We start from the raw sequence: 16382 nt of genomic DNA, 5'->3' as shown, positions 1-16382 counted from the left end.
CACGCCGCGCCCGGTACCCCCGCAGCCCAGGCCACAGGTAAAACCCCTGGCCGCAGCACGAAGGCGAAGGTGCGTGCCCGCACGTCCATCCCAATGCGGGTGGTACGGATCGAGACCCGTCCCATGACCGAAACCGAGCACCGCGACGCCGTGCAAGCACTCGCGGTACTCATCAACCGGTACATGAACACGGCTCCGGAACCGGCCGCCCCCGAATAACCCCTTCCAGCGATGGCGGGTGCCCGCACCCGGGCACCCGCCATCACCCTGCCCCTCCGGAGTCCTTCTTGTCCACGCCCGATTCCCGCCCCAGACCCCGCCTCCGCCGGCGAGGCCAGCCCAAACCCGCCACCCCAGCCACTGCGTCTGCTACCGGCGGCCCGCGCCGGGTCGCGATCTACCTGCGCCGCTCCACCGACGACGAGCACCAGCCCTACACCATCGAGGCCCAGCGCCAGGCACTCGAGAACTACATCGCCTCCCAGCCCGGCTGGACACTGGCCGCCACCTACACCGACGACGCGTCCGGTGCCACCACCAACCGGGAAGGACTCCAGAACGCACTCCGCGCAGCAGCCGCGGGCCGGTACGACGTGTTCCTCGTCTACCGCCTCGACCGGCTCTCCCGCAAAGTCGCCGACGTCATCGCACTCCTCGCCGCCCTCGATCAGGCCGGCGTCGCCTTCGCGTCAGCCACCGAACCCTTCGAGACATCCACCCCCGCCGGGCGGATGTTCATCCAGCTCGTCGGCGCGTTCGCCGAATTCGAACGCGAAACCATCATCGATCGGGTGATCAACGGAATGACCATGAAAGCAAGCCAAGGCAAATGGGCCGGGGGCACCAGGCCCTACGGCTACCTCGTCGACAAAACCACCAGCAAACTCATCCCTCACCCGGATGAGGCGCCCGTCCTGAAGGACATCTTCACCCTCTACACCCGCGACCGCATCGGCACCCGCGCCATCGCCGCCGAACTCAACCGGCGTGGTATCCCCAACCGGACCGGCAAACCCTGGTCCGGGCACACCATCAACCGCATCCTCGATAACCCCGCCTACACCGGCGACATCGCCTACCGCGACGTGTACGTCGAAAACGCCCACGAGCCGCTCATCGACCGCGACACGTTCCGCCAAGCCAACGACATCGCCGAAGCCCGCGCCAGCGCCACCACCCACCGCGCCGCCAGCGGCTCCGACTACCACTGCACCGGACTGCTCACCTGCCCCAAATGCGGCGGCGCCTACATCGGCACCGCAGCCAACGGCCGCAGCCGCACCTACCGGTACTACACCTGCCACAACCGCAACCGCTACGGCACCGCCGGCTGCGACGCACCCCGCCTCCCCGCCGACGACCTTGACCTCGCCGTCCTGCACGCCCTCCACGACTTCTTCACTCGCCACCACACACTCATCGCCGAAGCCATCACCCACGCCAGAACCCAGCACCAAGACGGCCAGCAAGACCTGCGCGCCGAACGCGACGCCATCGCCAGCCAGATCCACACCAAGAACGCCGCAGTCAACCGCTACCTGACCGCCTTCGAAAACGGCACCCTCGACGGCACCACCACCGGCCAGCGGCTCACCCAGCTCCGCACCGACATCGACAAACTCACCAACCGGCACGACGACCTCACCCACGCCATCGCCACGGAACCCACCGCCCCGGCACCAGCACTCCTCGGCGAGATCCAGGCCAACATCAGCCAGGCCATCACCGCCGGCACACCCGGAGAACGCAAAGCCATGATCGAAAGCTTCATCGACGAAATCCGCATCACCGACGAAGGAATCATCCCCATGTTCAAGATCCCCCACGGCAACGACGAAGCCCCGGCAGAGGACACAACCTCCGCCGGGGCCAGCACAAACACGGTTTCCGCAATGACGCGGGTGGTGGGCCGCCAGGGGCTCGAACCCTGAACCAATGGATTAAAAGGTTCCCGGCCTGGACCCGCAAACCGTGATCGCCATCTATAAAAAACATGTTCTGAGCTGGCATTATCTGCTCGTCAGGCGGCACTAATGGTGTCCGTTTTGTTTCCCTGGCCGTCCGGTGGTCAACTTCCGTCGCAGAGGATCTTTTCCACACCGAGCGTTTGCTTCCATGTCGCCGGTGATTCACCTCTGGTCGAGCAAGCAGCAAGCGCGCACGAGTGGGCCAGTGCCTGACAATTGAGGCGAGGGCGATGCTCAAGCCTCCTGCAGGCGGGAAGCCAAGCATGCGAAGGAGCGGTCCATGCGAATCGCGAAGGCAGCTGTTGTCTGCGGGGTTCCCGCGCCACTGGCCCGGGAATTGATGCGCGCCTACCAGTCACGTGGTAGGCCGCTGAAGACTGCGCGCGCAGTCCTGGAGCTAGACGAGGCTACGGCACGCAGGGTCGTTGAACGGTTCTGTGCCGACGGCTTCCTCGAGCCTTCTCAGCGATGGGCAGGCGGTGAACACCAGTGGAGGACGACGATCAAAGGCAATTCGCTTGCGCGAGCGAGATTCAGCAAGCCCATCACCCGGGCAACCGCCTACCGGCTACTCAACGAAACGGTCAGCAGGGTCCGTGTCTACAACCGGGATCCGAGTCACCTGCTCGCTGTTGGGGAGCTTGCCGTGTTCGGAAGCTACCTCGACGACTCCGTGGAACAGCTCGGAGATCTCGATCTGGCGGCAACGGTCTACCGCAGAGACTGCGATGGATGGCGTCATATCGAAAGGACGCTCGACTACGCGGAGGCGAGCGGGCGAGACTTCCCGATGTACACCGATCGGCTGGCGTGGCCCGTCTGGGAACTGGTCATGTTTCTCAAGAACCGCTCGACCGCCATCAGCCTGACGCTGGAGGACCTGTCCGCGCTGACCGGCCGGTTCGAAGTCGCCTATCGCATCAGCAGCGATCCGGATGCGATCCAGCTCGACCCAGCGGCTCCCATCGAGCGCTGATCCGGACTGGAGCCCTCCGTGCTGCGCAGCAGCTTGCGCTCACGGCTGCCCAGTGCTTCCGAAACGTTGGGCCTTGTGGCGAAAGGCATCGACTGTCATCGTGAACCGGGTGACGGATGGTGACGACATCTACAGCGCTGGTGATGGTGCGGCACGTCGGCCGTTTCTGACGCGGCTTGGTGAGATCGCCACGATCTGCGGACTCGGTTTCGCGGTCGCCACGTTCTTCGGCTGGGACAAGAAGGGTCCGTCGGATCCGCTCGCGCCTTCGGCAGTCGCGGTGCCGGCCCCGGTCCAGTCCGCGCCTGCCTCGAAGCATTCGACGGCTCTGGGTGAGCGGATGCAGGGCGTGACGGACTGGTTCATGGGCCTGCCCGAGTGGGGCTCGGCGGGCTGGCACTGGTGGAGCCTGGGTCTGTGGGCGATGTTGTTGTGGAGCACGGTGTTCGTCTTGACGGCCGTCGTCGACACGGTCACGGCCACCTACAACGGTATGGGCAAGGGGATGCTCCTGGTCCTGGGGGTCTTGCTTCTGTATCTCTGGACGTTCTGGGACTCTCTGTCGACGGCGGGACTCGTCATCGTGGTCGGCGGCTCGGTCTGGGCAAGCTGGTCCGGCATCCGTAACGCGCCTTTGTTCTGAGACAAGGCACGAAGCGGCCCTTCGGCCTCAGGGCTCTCCGCTACACCGACCAGTTCCGCCACTCAGATCCTCGATGGGCGTACTGGCCTATCGAGCCCAACGAGCGATGGGAGATTCGGCTATCACAGGTCGGAGCGGCTGACCTGGCAGCCCAGGTTCCGTAGCGCGAATGGACCCGGCTGGTCCCGTACCCGAGGTAGTCCCGCATGTGCGGGAGAATCGTTCCAGCGGCAGGTCCGAGGGAGGGGGCTAGGTGGCATCAGAAGTGGCTCGACCGGAGCTGGCCTCCTCGCTGATCGCGCGGTACGGGCAGCTCCGCGATGACGATCTCCCTCGAGGCGACCGGGACGACCATCTGCTGGACATCGTCCATGATCTTCTAGGGGCGGCTGGGGCCACCCCACGCCCGGCAAGACCCCTGGTCGGAGCGACCCCTTGCATCGGCCTTCAGGTGCCTGGGGGCAGGACGCTGCTGGGCGTGGCGTGGTCCGACGAGGCGATGTCGGTGGAACAGGTCACGGAGTGGAGGCGGGCCGCCGCGGACAGGTCTGGACTGCTGGTCGCTGTCGTGTCCATGTCCGAATTCGCGCCCGACGCTGTTGAATGCGCAGCAGCAGCCGGCCCTGGTCTGGTGCTGCTGGATCGCTCGCATGTGGAAGCGGCGCTGTGCGGGTTGATGTCGTTGCCGGAGATCATCGAGAAGTCCGCAGGGCGGGCTGCTTTCCAGGGCACAGGACTGACCTCGGTGACGGAGCTGCTGACGGAGTTCTCCGACTCCGAGCCACCGAGTTTCGTTTCACCGACGCGGTATCCAGCACCGTGGGATCTGGAGGTCTCCAGCCCAGAGGACGTGGAGGTGCGCCATGTGCTCAGCGGCGAGCGTGGCTTGCCCGCGCGTCTGTCGGGGATCGCGGTGGACGGCGACCGGATCCTGGTGTCGTCTGAGGAAGGCGTCTTCGAGATCGACCGGCGCAGCGGGATTTCCCGCTGGGTCTTCCAGGTCGCTGGGTGCACGGGCGCCCCGCTGATCGCGTCTGACGGTCGCGTGCTGATCCGCCGGGGTCCGGCTGTCCTCGAATGGGAGAACGGACGCTTGTCGGCTATCGCGGGGGAACTCGACGACGCGCGGTCTCTGTTCTGGGGGCCCGGCGAACAGCCGTGGGTCCTGTGCGGCCGAGGCGGTCCGCTGGAAGCGGAGGGCGCGACCTTGGGGCTGGCTCAGCTGAGCAGGGTGGTGGGTGAACAGCAACGTCATCCGATCTCCTTCCACGCTGATGTCCTGAACGCCGGATGGCTCGGCGACCTGCGATTCTTCCTCGCCGCTCAGGGCCACTCGGCAGTCATCGACCTCACCCGCAGCACCCTGGTTCGGCAAGAAGACTGGATCGTCTCCCCCAACGCGCCGCACCACCTGGTCATCGTCGGCCCGAATGAGGTGATCACCGCCTCGGGCAACCACACCGGGATCCGCGGCGACGTCTTCCGCACAACCATCGACTCCGGGACCAGCGAACTGATCGCCAACCTCCAGGTCAACCGCATCGATGGCCTGGCCGCGACACCCACCGGGCCGCTACTGATCCTCGGCGACGTGCGAGGTAACGATCTCAAGCACCCCCGCCCTGTCCTCATCAAGCTCACTCAGGGGAACCTCCGGGAAGCCCCGCTTCAAGCGATGTCGCCCGCCGACCAGCAGGTGCCCCGCCAGGCTGTCACCAGCGCGGAGGGCCCGACTCCTGAGCCACGACCGGACGCGGACCTCAGTCCGTACGACGCCGTCCAGTTCGCAGGGCGCGGGCAGCGGGGGGACTACCGCCTTGACGGCGGGCATCGGCTCGGAACCGGCGGCCAGGCCAAGGTCCTCGCCGGTGTCCACAAGCAGACCGGCCTGCCGATCGCCTTCAAGGAACTCCGGTTCAACGACCCCGACAGCGTCGCCCGGCTCCGCCGGGAGGTGTATGTCGGCAGCCTTCTGCGCGGGCACCCGAACGTCATGCCCGTCCTGGACTCCAGCTTCACGGCCGTGAAGAACTGGATGGTGATGCCCCGCGCCGCCCACTCGGCGGAAGCTGTGGCTCTCAGCTTGCGCGATACGGGCAACCTCCGCGAGCTAGTCACCGCGGTCTGCGCGGCGCTGGACGCAGCTCACCAGCTCGACGTGGTGCACCGCGACCTGAAGCCGGAGAACATCCTCTGGCTCGACGGCCGCTGGGTGGTCTCAGATTGGGGGCTCGTCCGCCGCCCACGCGGCCAGACCACCAAGCCGGGGCGCACCCGGATCGGCGAGCAGTACGGAACCAAAGGCTTTGCCGCCCCGGAACTGTCCGTTGACGCCCACGAAGCCGGGCCACAAGCCGACATCTACGCCGTCGGCCAGATCATCGGCTGGGCGATCCGCCAGGAACAACCCCAAGCCAACATCGCCCTTCTTCCCGACAGCGGTCCGTGGCGAACCATCGCCCGCGCCGCCACTCGTCCTGAACCAGGCCAGCGGCCCGCCACGATCACCGAGCTGCTGGCACTCATCAGCCACGAACTCGACCCCCTGCCCGAGGAGCCCGCGAGCCGGGGCGCGGGGTTGCTGGCCGCCGCCGAGGCTGGCGACACCTCCGCACCTGTGGAGCTGTTTCGTCTCGCCGCTGCAAGCGACAGTGACCACGAGCTCTACACCCAGGTCCTCGTCAAACTCGACGACGACGCCATCCGGCGTGCGATCGACGCCGACGCCGCCACTGTTCTGGACGTGGTCAAGGGAGTCCTCCAGGTCAGCAGTGGCGGCTACATCAGCTTGCAGTACACCGACATCGACCAGTTCCTGTACTGGCTGCTTCGCGTGGCCCATCAAGCCAGCGAGTTCAGTGAATGGGACCTCTTCGAAGGGACTGCCGACGTCCTGTTCGACCTCGACGAAAGCTGGGATCAATGGACGCCCCAGCGCAACATCCGCGCTTGGCTGACCTCGCTCAGAGGTGATGCCGCATCCCTTGCCGCCCGAGCGCTGAAGGCCCATTCTGGCTCGATCCCGCACTTCCAGGCGCTGGCGGATGAGCCTGAGGTCGACCACCGTATCCGAAAGGCGCTCGCTGGGAGCTGAGCTTCGTCCGGTGACCTTCTGCCGCTGGCCGCGTGCGAGCCAGGAGCGCAGCTGGGCTGCGGGAGGGGATGGCGGGCAGTAGGCTCGATGCTCAATCCTTGTTATCCCAGCTCAACGGCGTGTCTTCGTATGGCCGGGTTCGCGCAATGACTCAGGATGACCTGGTGCCGCCGAAGACGATCGAAGATCTACTCCATCGCCGGACCGATCTCTCCACGTTCCTGATCCACCTGACCAAAGACACGCCTGGCGGGCCGGTGGCACGTGACAACCTGCTGTCGATCGCATCCACGGGCAGCATTCTCGCCCGTAGCCCGTTCGGCCCCGCCAAGGATCTCGACAGCTACCTCGCAGCCACAGGCGCCACACAGCGCGCTGTCTGCTTCACCGAAACCCCGCTGGAGCACGCCTGGATGATGGTTGAGGAGATCACGGGGAGGCAGGAGCGATTCCAGCCCTACGGGATCGCGATCACCAAGACCACCGGCCGCAAGAGCCATGTCAATCCGGTCTGGTACACCGACATCACGACTCGCGGCGGAAGGGACTGGCCGGCCAAGGGCATCAACGAGCTCGTCACCGAGGCGAAAGATCGCGCGCGAACCTCAGGAGGGATCGACGCAGCGCTTCTGGCCGGGGAGCCGATCTTCAAGCTGACCCCGTTCTTCGAACAGATGGGGCCACTGACCGACGGAGGCAGGAAGGAGTTCTTCTGGGAGCGGGAGTGGCGCCACATAGGCGACTACCGCATCTACCCGGCCCAGACGTTCGCCATCCTGGCTCCCGAATACGACCACGAGAGGTTTCGCAGAGACCTGCAGCAGAAGGCACCGCTCTGGGCGGACCGGCCGATCCTGGATCCGCGCTGGGGTCTTGAGAGCATGCTCGCCGTGCTGTCTGGCCTGGCCCCTAGCGAACGCGGACCGTTTCCTGCACTCGGCTAGCCACTGCGGTCGTTTGCCGTGGCCCCTGGGATACTGGAGCCCGTGACTCTCGTTGTTGCTCAGGTGGTCGAGGACAGGATCTCGCTCATCTCCGACACCATGATCACGTTCGGCCTGGACGAGGCGACCGGTGCCTTCGACGAGGAGAAGACCCAGGACGTCTTCGGTAACGCGCTGCCGAAGCTGATCATCCTCCGCAAGGACCTCGTGATCGGCATGGCCGGAGCGGACTTGGGCTGGGCGGCCCGCGAACTTGTCGCGATGCGCGGCGCAGATCCCCAGAACATCCTCGACGTCCTGACCGAGTTCGACGAGGTCGACTTCGTACTGGGCTCTGTGAGCGCCGCAGGTCCTCGGTTGTGGAGGGTCTCCCGTCGGGAGGTCGATGATCGCACTACTGTGGGCACGGCGTGGATCGGCCACGAGCCCGCCTACGACGTGTACCGCAGGCTCTATCGCCAATGGCCGCCGGGCATGGATACCGAGTTCTTGATGCAGTCCTCGATGCAGGGCGTGATCAATGTCTACCGGGCGGAGTTCGTCGGCGGCTACACCCTGCGGGTCACCGTCAGCACACAGGCCACACAGTTCGTGGCCACACCAACGCAGCTCCTCGGCGGAAGCCTCGCGAAGAAGCTCGCCCCAGCGGATGGAGAGGCCAGGCTAACCGGCCAGCCGACCGCGTTCTACGGAGGCTACCTGATGGCCGTAGGGACTCAGGACACCTTCGGGGCGCTAGGCACCTATCTCCCCGGGCGGTCACTCGGCTTTGTCTTCACCCACGACGAGCCTTGGCGCGGCCAGCGAATCACCGCTCACTCCATGCCCGACTTCCTGCGACTGGCCAGGGACGAACTCGGGCAGGTCCTGGCGGCCTAGAAGAGAAATCCGCTGAACCCGGACGGGCACGCTAGGGGTCATTGTGTCGTACCGTTCGGGCACACTCACCCCGTGTTCCTGCGACTTGGACCGCTCTCCCTCGACCACCCGTCGAGGCGAGGCACCTGCTCCCATTTCGACGGCGTGTGCAGCCGATGACCAAGAATCTCGAAGAGCCCGCATGCTGGGGCTGGGCCATTCCGCCACTGCGCGATTCCATCGCCGGCCACGAGGCGGTGGCGACCGGGTTGGCCGGCTCCGCTGATCCGGACATCGCCCGCCGTGCGCAACGCCTGCTGTCCGGTGGAGGAGCAACGGCTGTTGCGCGATTCGTTGAGTTCCATGGCGGCCGGTGCGCCGTTTGCGGCAAGAAGGACGACGCGCTCGTCGTCGATCACGATCACTGGAGCGGTTTGGTCCGGGGATACCTCTGCCAAGGCTGCAACCATGTCGAAGGCAGACCCTGGGCTGACACTCGCCTCGCGTTCGTCCGTTACCGCAAGCGGCATCCGGCTGCGATGCTTGACTACTACGAGTCCTACAAGCTCAACGGCATCAGTCAGCTCGCCAACGGGGTAGGCCGCCGCCAGCGGGCACGCGCTCGCCAATGCGCCCAGCTACTCGAGGACATTACGAGGGCATGGGCTGGCCTTGCGGGTAATTACCCGCAACAGTTCGAAGATATCTCAAGGCTTCGTAAACTTCAGCAGGTCATGGCCAAAAGAGTGGAGTATTTGCGCCTGGCCGCCGAGCGGAGCCAGGCGATCCCGGACCCGATCATCGGGGACCTGGCGGCCATCATCGGAGATCTCGCCGCGATTGCTCACGAGAAAGCCGAAGCCGTGTACCCGACCGAGTTCGACGACTTCGGCTTCTCCCAAGGCGGCTTCGCTCACGAATGGTTACACCTTCGGGACTTGGCCTGGCGGCTCACCTCGTACCATCGCTGAACCGAACCTGCCGACCTTGGGCACCACGCGCAAGCAGACACTGTGGGCAATATGGCACTGGGCGGTGCGGAAACAACTTGTAGCCGTATCTGACGCGATCGTACTGTCAACCGCATGACACGGCGTGCAGATCGCAGCCACGCTCTGACCGATCGGGATCGATATCGGTAGTGAAGCCGCGTTCGTGCGCTCCGGCCAGCCACATACTGCGACTCCGGTGCCCGGCTGACAATCCATGAGCCCATACACGATCCCCCACAGCCGCTGGGCAACCCGGCGGTGGGGTGATCGTTGAGGCCGGCGGCGGCGAGTGCCAGCCCCGAACGACTGTGTATTGCCTACCTGGGCGACTTTGCGGCAGCGAGGTAGTGCGGGAGCATTCCACTCGCCGCCCAGGTGGCGAGAGCGGAACGGTCGATGAGGTCGATGCCGACGCGGCTGGCTAGGTCGATGCCGCCGGCGGTGAATCGTGAAGTCGTCACAATTACGGCGACATCAGCACCATGGACGGCTCGGGCGGTGCCGGCTACCTTCTGGACTTCGCCGCTGCCGACTGGCTTCGCCCACCGTTTGCATTGGACGATGAGCTTGCGCCCGTCGGGTAGCCGGGCGGTGATGTCGGCGCCGAGGTCGCCGCTGCCGCCGCGCACCTCGACTTTGCCGCATCCGCTGCGGCGCAGGAGGTTCGCGGTCCAGTGTTCGAATGCCGTCCCGCTCATGCCGTCCGTCGCAGCGATGGTTGCGGCCTCGGCTTGGCGTTCCGCGCGCCGCGCGAGCAGTTTCCGGATCGCGAGCGTGGCCGCTGCCGCGAGGGCGATCACGAGCAGGGTCGCCATGACCGGGTGCCGTCGGGCCCATGCCGTCACTTCAGCCACAGCCCACCACAGGATGAGGCTCAACCCCGCCAGCCAAGCGAGTGCTTGTCCTATGTGGTCCTCGAAGTGCGCCAGGACCCGATCGACCCGGGACTTCGGCTTGCTCCGCTTCCTCACGGCAGGTCTGCGCTTACCCGTTTTTGGCATGACATTCATCTATCAGCAGGCGCCGACATCTTTGGATGCCCTGCTCGCGTTTTGTCGGGGAACCGACAGTTCCGGCCGTCTTGTGGCTCCTCCTGAATCGCGCGCTACGCGGCCGGGCGACCACCGTGCGTTACGGGGTATCTCGGAAGCATGCGTCTCGATACCCTGTGACGTGTGACAGCCACGGGTGGTGAGGGAGATCCGTACTTCGACGCGGTACGAATCTTGTTGTTACTTGAAGCGGCAGCGCGCCCGATCGCCGATCCGGCGGCGGAAGGAGTGCCCGCTGGCGCAGTCGCGGTGCTGGAAGGTGAGACGCGCCTTCAGAAGCTCGACTTCTGGCTGCGCTACCCCGACTACCTCGCCTATGAGCTGCTCGCGGACTACGAGACCAGCCGGGAGGAGTTCCTGCTGGAGCTAGCGGGCGAAATCCTCGATTCCGAGGAGCCGGAGCTGAGGTCCATCCCGATGCTGCGGTACAAGTTCGGAGCGTTCGAGCCCCTCGACATGCCGCTGTCGATCCTGGTCGCTGAAGGGCTCGTCGCCCGTGATCCGCTGATCGGCGGTCGCCGGATTCGCAGGAACAACTACTTCCTCACCGGCCTGGGGCGCAAAGTTGCGCGGTCGGTGGTGGCCGACTTCCCTGAACTGTCCTGGTACGGGGAGCGGATGAAGATCGTCGTCGCACTGGCCGATGCGACAGGGCTGACCGGAACGGCGCTGCGCAAGCGCCAGTACCTGGTCGGAGACTACGCCGACACAGGCCTCAACGAGGAGATCGGCTCAATCGCGGCTAAGGCACGCAAGCGCCTCGCCGACCTGCGCGCGGAAGCGGGAGTGACTTCATGATCGACGAGTTGCCGGGTGAAGACGAGTTGCTGGCTGCCATCGCCAAGGATGCCGGCGTGACGGAGGATCGCGCACGTGCCGTGCTGACCGAGGCCGGCGTGGGCCTGCGCCCGCCGTTGCCTGCTCGCCGGCAGCTGCTGATTCACCGCTACTTCGTCCGCGGCGTGAAGTCTGGCACTCGTGACGGGGTTGACGGCCCATTCGCCAAGGACGTGCGTCTCGGCACCGGGACGTGGGCGATCGCGAGCAAGGACAAGAACTCCGCCGGCAAGTCGAGCCTGCTGTGGGCGCTGGTGTTCGCGCTGCGCGGAGAATCCGACGACGTTTACCGGCGGGCCGAGTCCTTCGACTGGTTCGATTACATCCGTGTGGACCTTGAAGTTTCAGGGGTCCCTGTTTCCATCCGCCTCACCGTGCACGATGCCCGGGACTACAGCGTCATCCTGCTCACGGCCGAGTCGATCGACCAGCTGACAGCGCTGGACGCGGACGCAACAACAGGTGCCGGTGTCCGGGTGGCCGACCGGGCCGACGGTCCCGGCGCCGTGGCGGAACTGGTCAGCCGCTTCATGATGGAACGGCTCGGCCTCCGCCCGCTGGACAGTTTCGCTGCCAGCGGCACGGCTCCTGTGGAGGAAAACGGTGTGCGTGACGGGGTCGTGCAGCCTCACCGCTGGCCCGCCTACTTCCCGATGATCGCCCTGTGCTCGGCCGGCGACTCAGTGCTGTTCGGCAAGACTGCCGTCGACCAGCTCCCGACCCGGCTCATGCAGGTATTCCTCGACGTGCCGTTCGTCGCTGACGTGGTCGCCGCCGGAACCAGCGAGAAGACGGCCAGCCAGAACGTGCGCCACCTTGAGCGCAGAGCGAGGGAAGACGCCCAGGTCCGTGTCGCCCGGTTCGGTGACCTGCCTGGGCAGCTGGCCCAGGCCCGTGAGCGGGCTGCCGGACTGCGTGCCGCAGTACCCGCCGTCGACGGCCTGCGAACGGCGGCACGCGGGGCAGCAGCGGAGGTAGCCCGCCTGGAGCGCCGGGCCTCCGAACTGTCCCGGTTGCGGGAGCTGGCCCGCACCGCCCGCATCGAAGACGCACGCCGTCACCGTGAGCTTTCCGAAAGTGCCGCAGCCAGGGCAATGTTCGGTGCCCTCAACCCCCGTGCCTGCCCGCGCTGCGAGAACCCCATCGACAGCGAGCGTAAGGCCCGCGAAGAGGCCACCCACGAATGCGCGGTCTGCACCACGCCGATGGTCATCGGTGAGTCCAGCGAAGAGGAACGGCAAGCAGCGCTGTCGCAGGCATCCGAGCGACTGCGGGCCAGCCGGGCGGCCGAGTCTGCCACCACCCGGGACGAGGAGGCCGCTCAGGCCGCCCTGCTGTCCGCCCGGGACCGGCAGCGGGCCGCCCAGGCCGCCCTCGATGCTGCGCTGGGCGGCCCTGACGTCCAGGAGCAGATCACCGCTGCCGAGCTGGAAGTTGCCCGGCTCTCCGGTGCGCTGCAGCTCCTCGACCAGCTAGCCGAACCCCAGCCTGTCGAGTACGACGACGTTCCTGTGATCCTCGCTGCGGCGAAGGCGGCCTTGAACCAGCTGGCCGCTGACACCACCCGGGAGTTGTTCGACGAGCTCAACCAGGAAATCGTCGACCTGGCACGGGAGCTGGGTGTGGCCAACCTCGACTCCGTCAAGCTGGCGCTGGGCGGGCAGCTCAACGCCCGCAAATCCGGGGCCGCGAAACCCACCGCATTCAAGCTGTTCAGTCCGGGAGAGCGCGTCCGGCTGCGCATCGCGATCATCGTCAGCCTCATCTCCGTCGGCCGTCGTCACGGCATCCACTCCCACCCCGGGCTGCTGCTGATCGACTCTCCGGCCGATGTCGAAATCGTCCCTGGCGATGTGAAGATCATGTTTGAGAAGCTCGCGGCCCTGGGAGAAGAACACGGACTACAGGTGATCATGACGACCGGCCACGACGCGGCCTGGGAGACATTCCGCCCAGAACGTCTTATTGTCGGACCCGACAACAAGCACCTGTTCTGAGGCTGGCGAGATCGGCAGACGAGTGGAGACACCATGTGGCAGGCGGCGCTACCCGAAGGGATCACCGCCGCCGTCACCACCTGGCCGGACCGCGCGGGACCAGGCGAGCTCACACACGGTCCCACCGCGGCTGACCTCGGTGGCTTCGACGCTGTTGAGCCCGCCGCCCGACTCCTGGCCCTGAGCCCATGGTTCGTCTACCTCGTTGACGTCGCCGGTCATGGGCCAGCGACACCGGCACCGGTGATCGAGGCGATTACCGAAGGCTTCCGCGATCATGAACGTGCTTCCTCGTACGCCAGTGCGGCAGCGCGGCTGCTGCGCTATCCGGCGCTGGTCGCACAAGCCAAGGTCCCGCTGGAGAAGGCGCTCATCTCCAAGATCGAGTCCGGCAGTGGACCGCAGGCAGATCCGCGGTCAGCAGCGATGGCGGCCACGGCGCTGGAGACCATGGTCCACCTTGTCACCACCAGCCAGGTCCGTCCCCATCGGCTGTTGGGCCTGTGCGCGGATCTCGCCGAGCGGGTTGAGACCACACCCCTGGAGTTCAGGCGGCGTGCTCCCCGTCTGATCGGGCTGCTACACGAATGGCACCCAGAAGAAGAACTCGTCGAGATCCTCAGGAAACTCGCCGACGACCAGGCCCTTGATGCCGACGCCACCTTCGAACTCGCTCTGCTGGATCTGCGCACAGCATTCAGCAGAGCGGATCTCAGCGGAATCCTGGATGGCCTTCTCAACGCCCGGCGCGGGTTCGCCGCCGCTTCCGAGGTCTCCGAGACCCGGCCCGACGCCGACGCCTACGCCGCGGCCATCGACGCGGTCCTCGCCTTCAATCAGCCGGCACCGGAGGAAGCTGCCGATGCCTCGGCTCGTCTCAACCAGGCTCTGCGCCGCCGGGCTGCTTGGACATCAGGCTGCTACACGCCGCCCTGGATGGTGCACCGCACCCAGGAGGAGCGGGCATGGGGCAACCTCTCGGTGTATCTCGCCGCTGCGACCCCATCGCTGGCTGACGACGTCTGGTACCACGCAGACGAGGCCATCAGCGCTCTCGTCAGCGCGTACCGTGAGAGCCGCGCCATCACTCGCTGGACAGCCCGCAGGAACACGACCGGAGGCGTCGAGGCCGCCATCCGGCCAGCCATCGAGTCAGCATTCCTCGACAATTCCCACAGCCTGTCCCTGCTCCGCAAGGCCCTCGCCTGTGACGAACGCTTCCAGCACGACGAAGACGCCCAGCAGCTCCTCGAAGCGATCACTGCAGCAAGCCAGTCCACCCGGCATCCAGCGCCAGGCGGTGGCGGAGGCGATCTGGGAAAAGACAGCAGCCGGGTGCCCACCCTCCGGCGATACCTGAAGCCTGAAAGCCTCGACCTCATCCTCCAAGCGCCACCCTGGCTGCAACGCGAGCTGGAGACGGTGCTCTACGACAAGAAGATCGCGCGCCAGGAGCACGGGAACCCCAAGGTCGCAGCACTTCTGGACCAGATCGAAGCCCAGCTGGCCACATCACCGGACTGGCCGGTCGGCGGCGCGGAGTTCCGGGTGCTCGTCGAAGAGACTGTCCTATTTGCCTACCGGTGTTTCAACATCGGCTCAACCACAGGCGGGCTGCGGACCTCCTACCTCGGCACCACAACCGGTGAGCCCGTACCAAAGGAAAACCGCCTGCAGTCCGACTACCTCGACTGGCTCAAGCAAGGCCCCTACTACGCAACCGTCCGAGCTGAGGTCCCCGACGTCGCCGCCGGCCGCGCCGACGTCGTCATAGACCTAGGCCGGATGAGTTTCTACGTCGAGTGCAAACGCGAGCAAGACGACGCCTCCAGGCAAGGACTGCACAAATACCTGGGGCAGACACGGGCCTACAGCGTCACCAACGTCGCACTGGGATTGCTCCTCGTCCTCGACCTCACTAGCCACCCGACCGGCAACCCCGACCTCTTCTCCAGCGTCTGGGTCGAGACCGTGCAGGTCTCCAGTGAGGAAACACCTCGGAAGATCGTCGTGGTCCGAGTACCTGGCATGCGCCCAACTCCCAGCGCCACGGCCACACCTCTGCCAGCGTGAGCACGTCTGACCTCCCGACGTTCATTCGTGCACCTCGCCCTGGCACCTTCAATCGACCTTTGCGAGATTCCGCAGCCCCACGTATCGAGCACTGTCCGACCAGCATTCACTCCCCCCGGAGATATATGGGACGGACCTCCTCCACGGCTTCATCTTTTCGAGAATCATCTTCTCGACCGAGAGAGCAGCCGTAAACGACGCAGCAGGCAAAGCATCAACGATGCTGGCTCCTGCGCTGCGATGTGTCTGCAACCGGCGATCGCTGCTCTGTGTTGTCACGCCGATCTTGTAGACGCGAAAGCTGGGGTAGTGGGCTAAATACACCCGGTGCGGCGCATCGGGGTCGCGCCGCTTGTAGCATCGGGGGCACAGTTCAAGGTCGAGTGATTCGTCGTGGAGAGCCATCATCTCGTAAGTCCAGTCACGCCGAAACTCATCGCCGAAGAGCAGATTGGCGTGCCGTCGTGCTGGTTCGGGAGCATACTCCCATCCCAGTGCATTCAGTATCTCGGCCACGAAGTGGAACTGCTCCAGTTCGCCGAGGAGCTTTCGGTCGTGGCGCCACCGTGCATATAAGATGCCAGCGAGTTTTTCAAGGTCGGATCGAAATTCGCGCCAGCGATCGTTGTCCGTAATGAATGGCTGCTCGTAGGGAAATCCGTCCCACTGGTAGTGGCGCTTCATCTTCCGGCGGAGGCGCTGTTCTTGCAGGTATCCGTCGTTGAGGTTGACGAGCTGGAAGTTCCGGCCGTCGCGGCGGTCCCGGAGTCGTGCCGTGACAATGTAACTCCAGTGGGATTCGATCTCCTTCTTTTCCCAGGAGTGGGCCATCCAGTGCTCATCGGCAAAGCACGCGAGCTCTGCTGGGTGGAGGTGCTTAGCCCAGGGGAATTCTTTGAGAATAATCTCCACAGCCCACTGGCGGGTCTTCATCATATCGGCCCTTTCG

General features: G+C 65.6%; 12 protein-coding genes. 10 read left to right on the top strand and 2 right to left on the bottom strand.

Features of this window, described 5'->3' with window-relative positions; genetic code table 11:
* The first annotated feature begins 287 nt into the window (after positions 1–287).
* The 7 genes from A3G1_RS0124265 to A3G1_RS39855 all read left to right on the top strand — a co-directional run bounded on the left by A3G1_RS0124265 (position 288) and on the right by A3G1_RS39855 (position 9453).
* A complete protein-coding gene (locus A3G1_RS0124265; RefSeq protein ID WP_018352095.1) occupies positions 288–1931 on the top strand; it encodes a recombinase family protein in 1644 nt (547 codons plus the stop codon).
* 316 nt (positions 1932–2247) lie between these two features.
* Positions 2248–2943: a hypothetical protein gene (locus A3G1_RS41515; protein WP_026212465.1), complete on the top strand. Its 696-nt coding sequence runs from the start codon at positions 2248–2250 to the stop codon at positions 2941–2943.
* Between the two features lie 100 nt (positions 2944–3043).
* Positions 3044–3586: a hypothetical protein gene (locus tag A3G1_RS0124255; protein WP_157641366.1), complete on the top strand. Its 543-nt coding sequence runs from the start codon at positions 3044–3046 to the stop codon at positions 3584–3586.
* 478 nt (positions 3587–4064) lie between these two features.
* Entirely contained in the window at positions 4065–6680 is a 2616-nt protein-coding gene (locus A3G1_RS39005) for a serine/threonine-protein kinase (RefSeq protein ID WP_051110641.1), read from the top strand.
* 146 nt (positions 6681–6826) lie between these two features.
* Entirely contained in the window at positions 6827–7624 is a 798-nt protein-coding gene (locus tag A3G1_RS0124240; protein WP_157641365.1) for an abortive infection system antitoxin AbiGi family protein, read from the top strand.
* A gap of 42 nt (positions 7625–7666) precedes the next feature.
* The gene (locus A3G1_RS0124235; RefSeq protein WP_018352090.1) at positions 7667–8503 is read left to right on the top strand and encodes a hypothetical protein; all 837 of its coding nucleotides are present in this window, start codon (positions 7667–7669) and stop codon (positions 8501–8503) included.
* Positions 8504–8658: 155 nt separating this feature from the next.
* Positions 8659–9453 (top strand): endonuclease domain-containing protein, encoded by a 795-nt coding sequence (locus A3G1_RS39855; RefSeq protein ID WP_083937082.1) that lies wholly within the window; start codon positions 8659–8661, stop codon positions 9451–9453.
* Positions 9454–9791: 338 nt separating this feature from the next.
* On the opposite strand, the gene A3G1_RS38995 is transcribed toward A3G1_RS39855, so the two are convergent.
* A complete protein-coding gene (locus A3G1_RS38995) occupies positions 9792–10289 on the bottom strand; it encodes a restriction endonuclease (protein ID WP_018352088.1) in 498 nt (165 codons plus the stop codon).
* Positions 10290–10649: 360 nt separating this feature from the next.
* Between A3G1_RS38995 and A3G1_RS36610 the strand changes: the two genes are divergently transcribed.
* The 3 genes from A3G1_RS36610 to A3G1_RS38990 are packed head-to-tail and all read left to right on the top strand — an operon-like array spanning position 10650 to position 15433.
* Positions 10650–11324 (top strand): hypothetical protein, encoded by a 675-nt coding sequence (locus tag A3G1_RS36610; protein ID WP_040479484.1) that lies wholly within the window; start codon positions 10650–10652, stop codon positions 11322–11324.
* A complete protein-coding gene (locus A3G1_RS0124215) occupies positions 11321–13360 on the top strand; it encodes a hypothetical protein (RefSeq protein WP_018352086.1) in 2040 nt (679 codons plus the stop codon). The genes A3G1_RS36610 and A3G1_RS0124215 overlap by 4 nt, the downstream gene beginning before the upstream one ends.
* Positions 13361–13393: 33 nt before the next feature.
* Positions 13394–15433 (top strand): hypothetical protein, encoded by a 2040-nt coding sequence (locus A3G1_RS38990; RefSeq protein WP_018352085.1) that lies wholly within the window; start codon positions 13394–13396, stop codon positions 15431–15433.
* A gap of 48 nt (positions 15434–15481) precedes the next feature.
* Here A3G1_RS38990 and A3G1_RS0124205 read toward each other — a convergent pair whose 3' ends face one another.
* Positions 15482–16369, bottom strand: a complete 888-nt coding sequence (locus tag A3G1_RS0124205; protein WP_026212464.1) for a hypothetical protein — start codon at positions 16367–16369, stop codon at positions 15482–15484.
* Positions 16370–16382: the final 13 nt, after the last annotated feature.

This window comes from Longispora albida DSM 44784 (genome assembly GCF_000379825.1).
Taxonomy (GTDB): Bacteria; Actinomycetota; Actinomycetes; order Mycobacteriales; family Micromonosporaceae; genus Longispora; species Longispora albida.
This window is presented reverse-complemented; position numbering and strand designations above follow the sequence as displayed.

Coding starts and splice junctions, on each gene's coding strand:
- A3G1_RS41515 (WP_026212465.1), top strand. CDS start 2,248: ATGCGAATCGCGAAGGCAGCTGTTGTCTGCGGGGTTCCCGCGCCACTG.
- A3G1_RS0124240 (WP_157641365.1), top strand. CDS start 6,827: ATGACTCAGGATGACCTGGTGCCGCCGAAGACGATCGAAGATCTACTC.
- A3G1_RS39855 (WP_083937082.1), top strand. CDS start 8,659: ATGACCAAGAATCTCGAAGAGCCCGCATGCTGGGGCTGGGCCATTCCG.
- A3G1_RS38995 (WP_018352088.1), bottom strand. CDS start 10,289: ATGGCGACCCTGCTCGTGATCGCCCTCGCGGCAGCGGCCACGCTCGCG.
- A3G1_RS0124215 (WP_018352086.1), top strand. CDS start 11,321: ATGATCGACGAGTTGCCGGGTGAAGACGAGTTGCTGGCTGCCATCGCC.
- A3G1_RS38990 (WP_018352085.1), top strand. CDS start 13,394: ATGTGGCAGGCGGCGCTACCCGAAGGGATCACCGCCGCCGTCACCACC.
- A3G1_RS0124205 (WP_026212464.1), bottom strand. CDS start 16,369: ATGATGAAGACCCGCCAGTGGGCTGTGGAGATTATTCTCAAAGAATTC.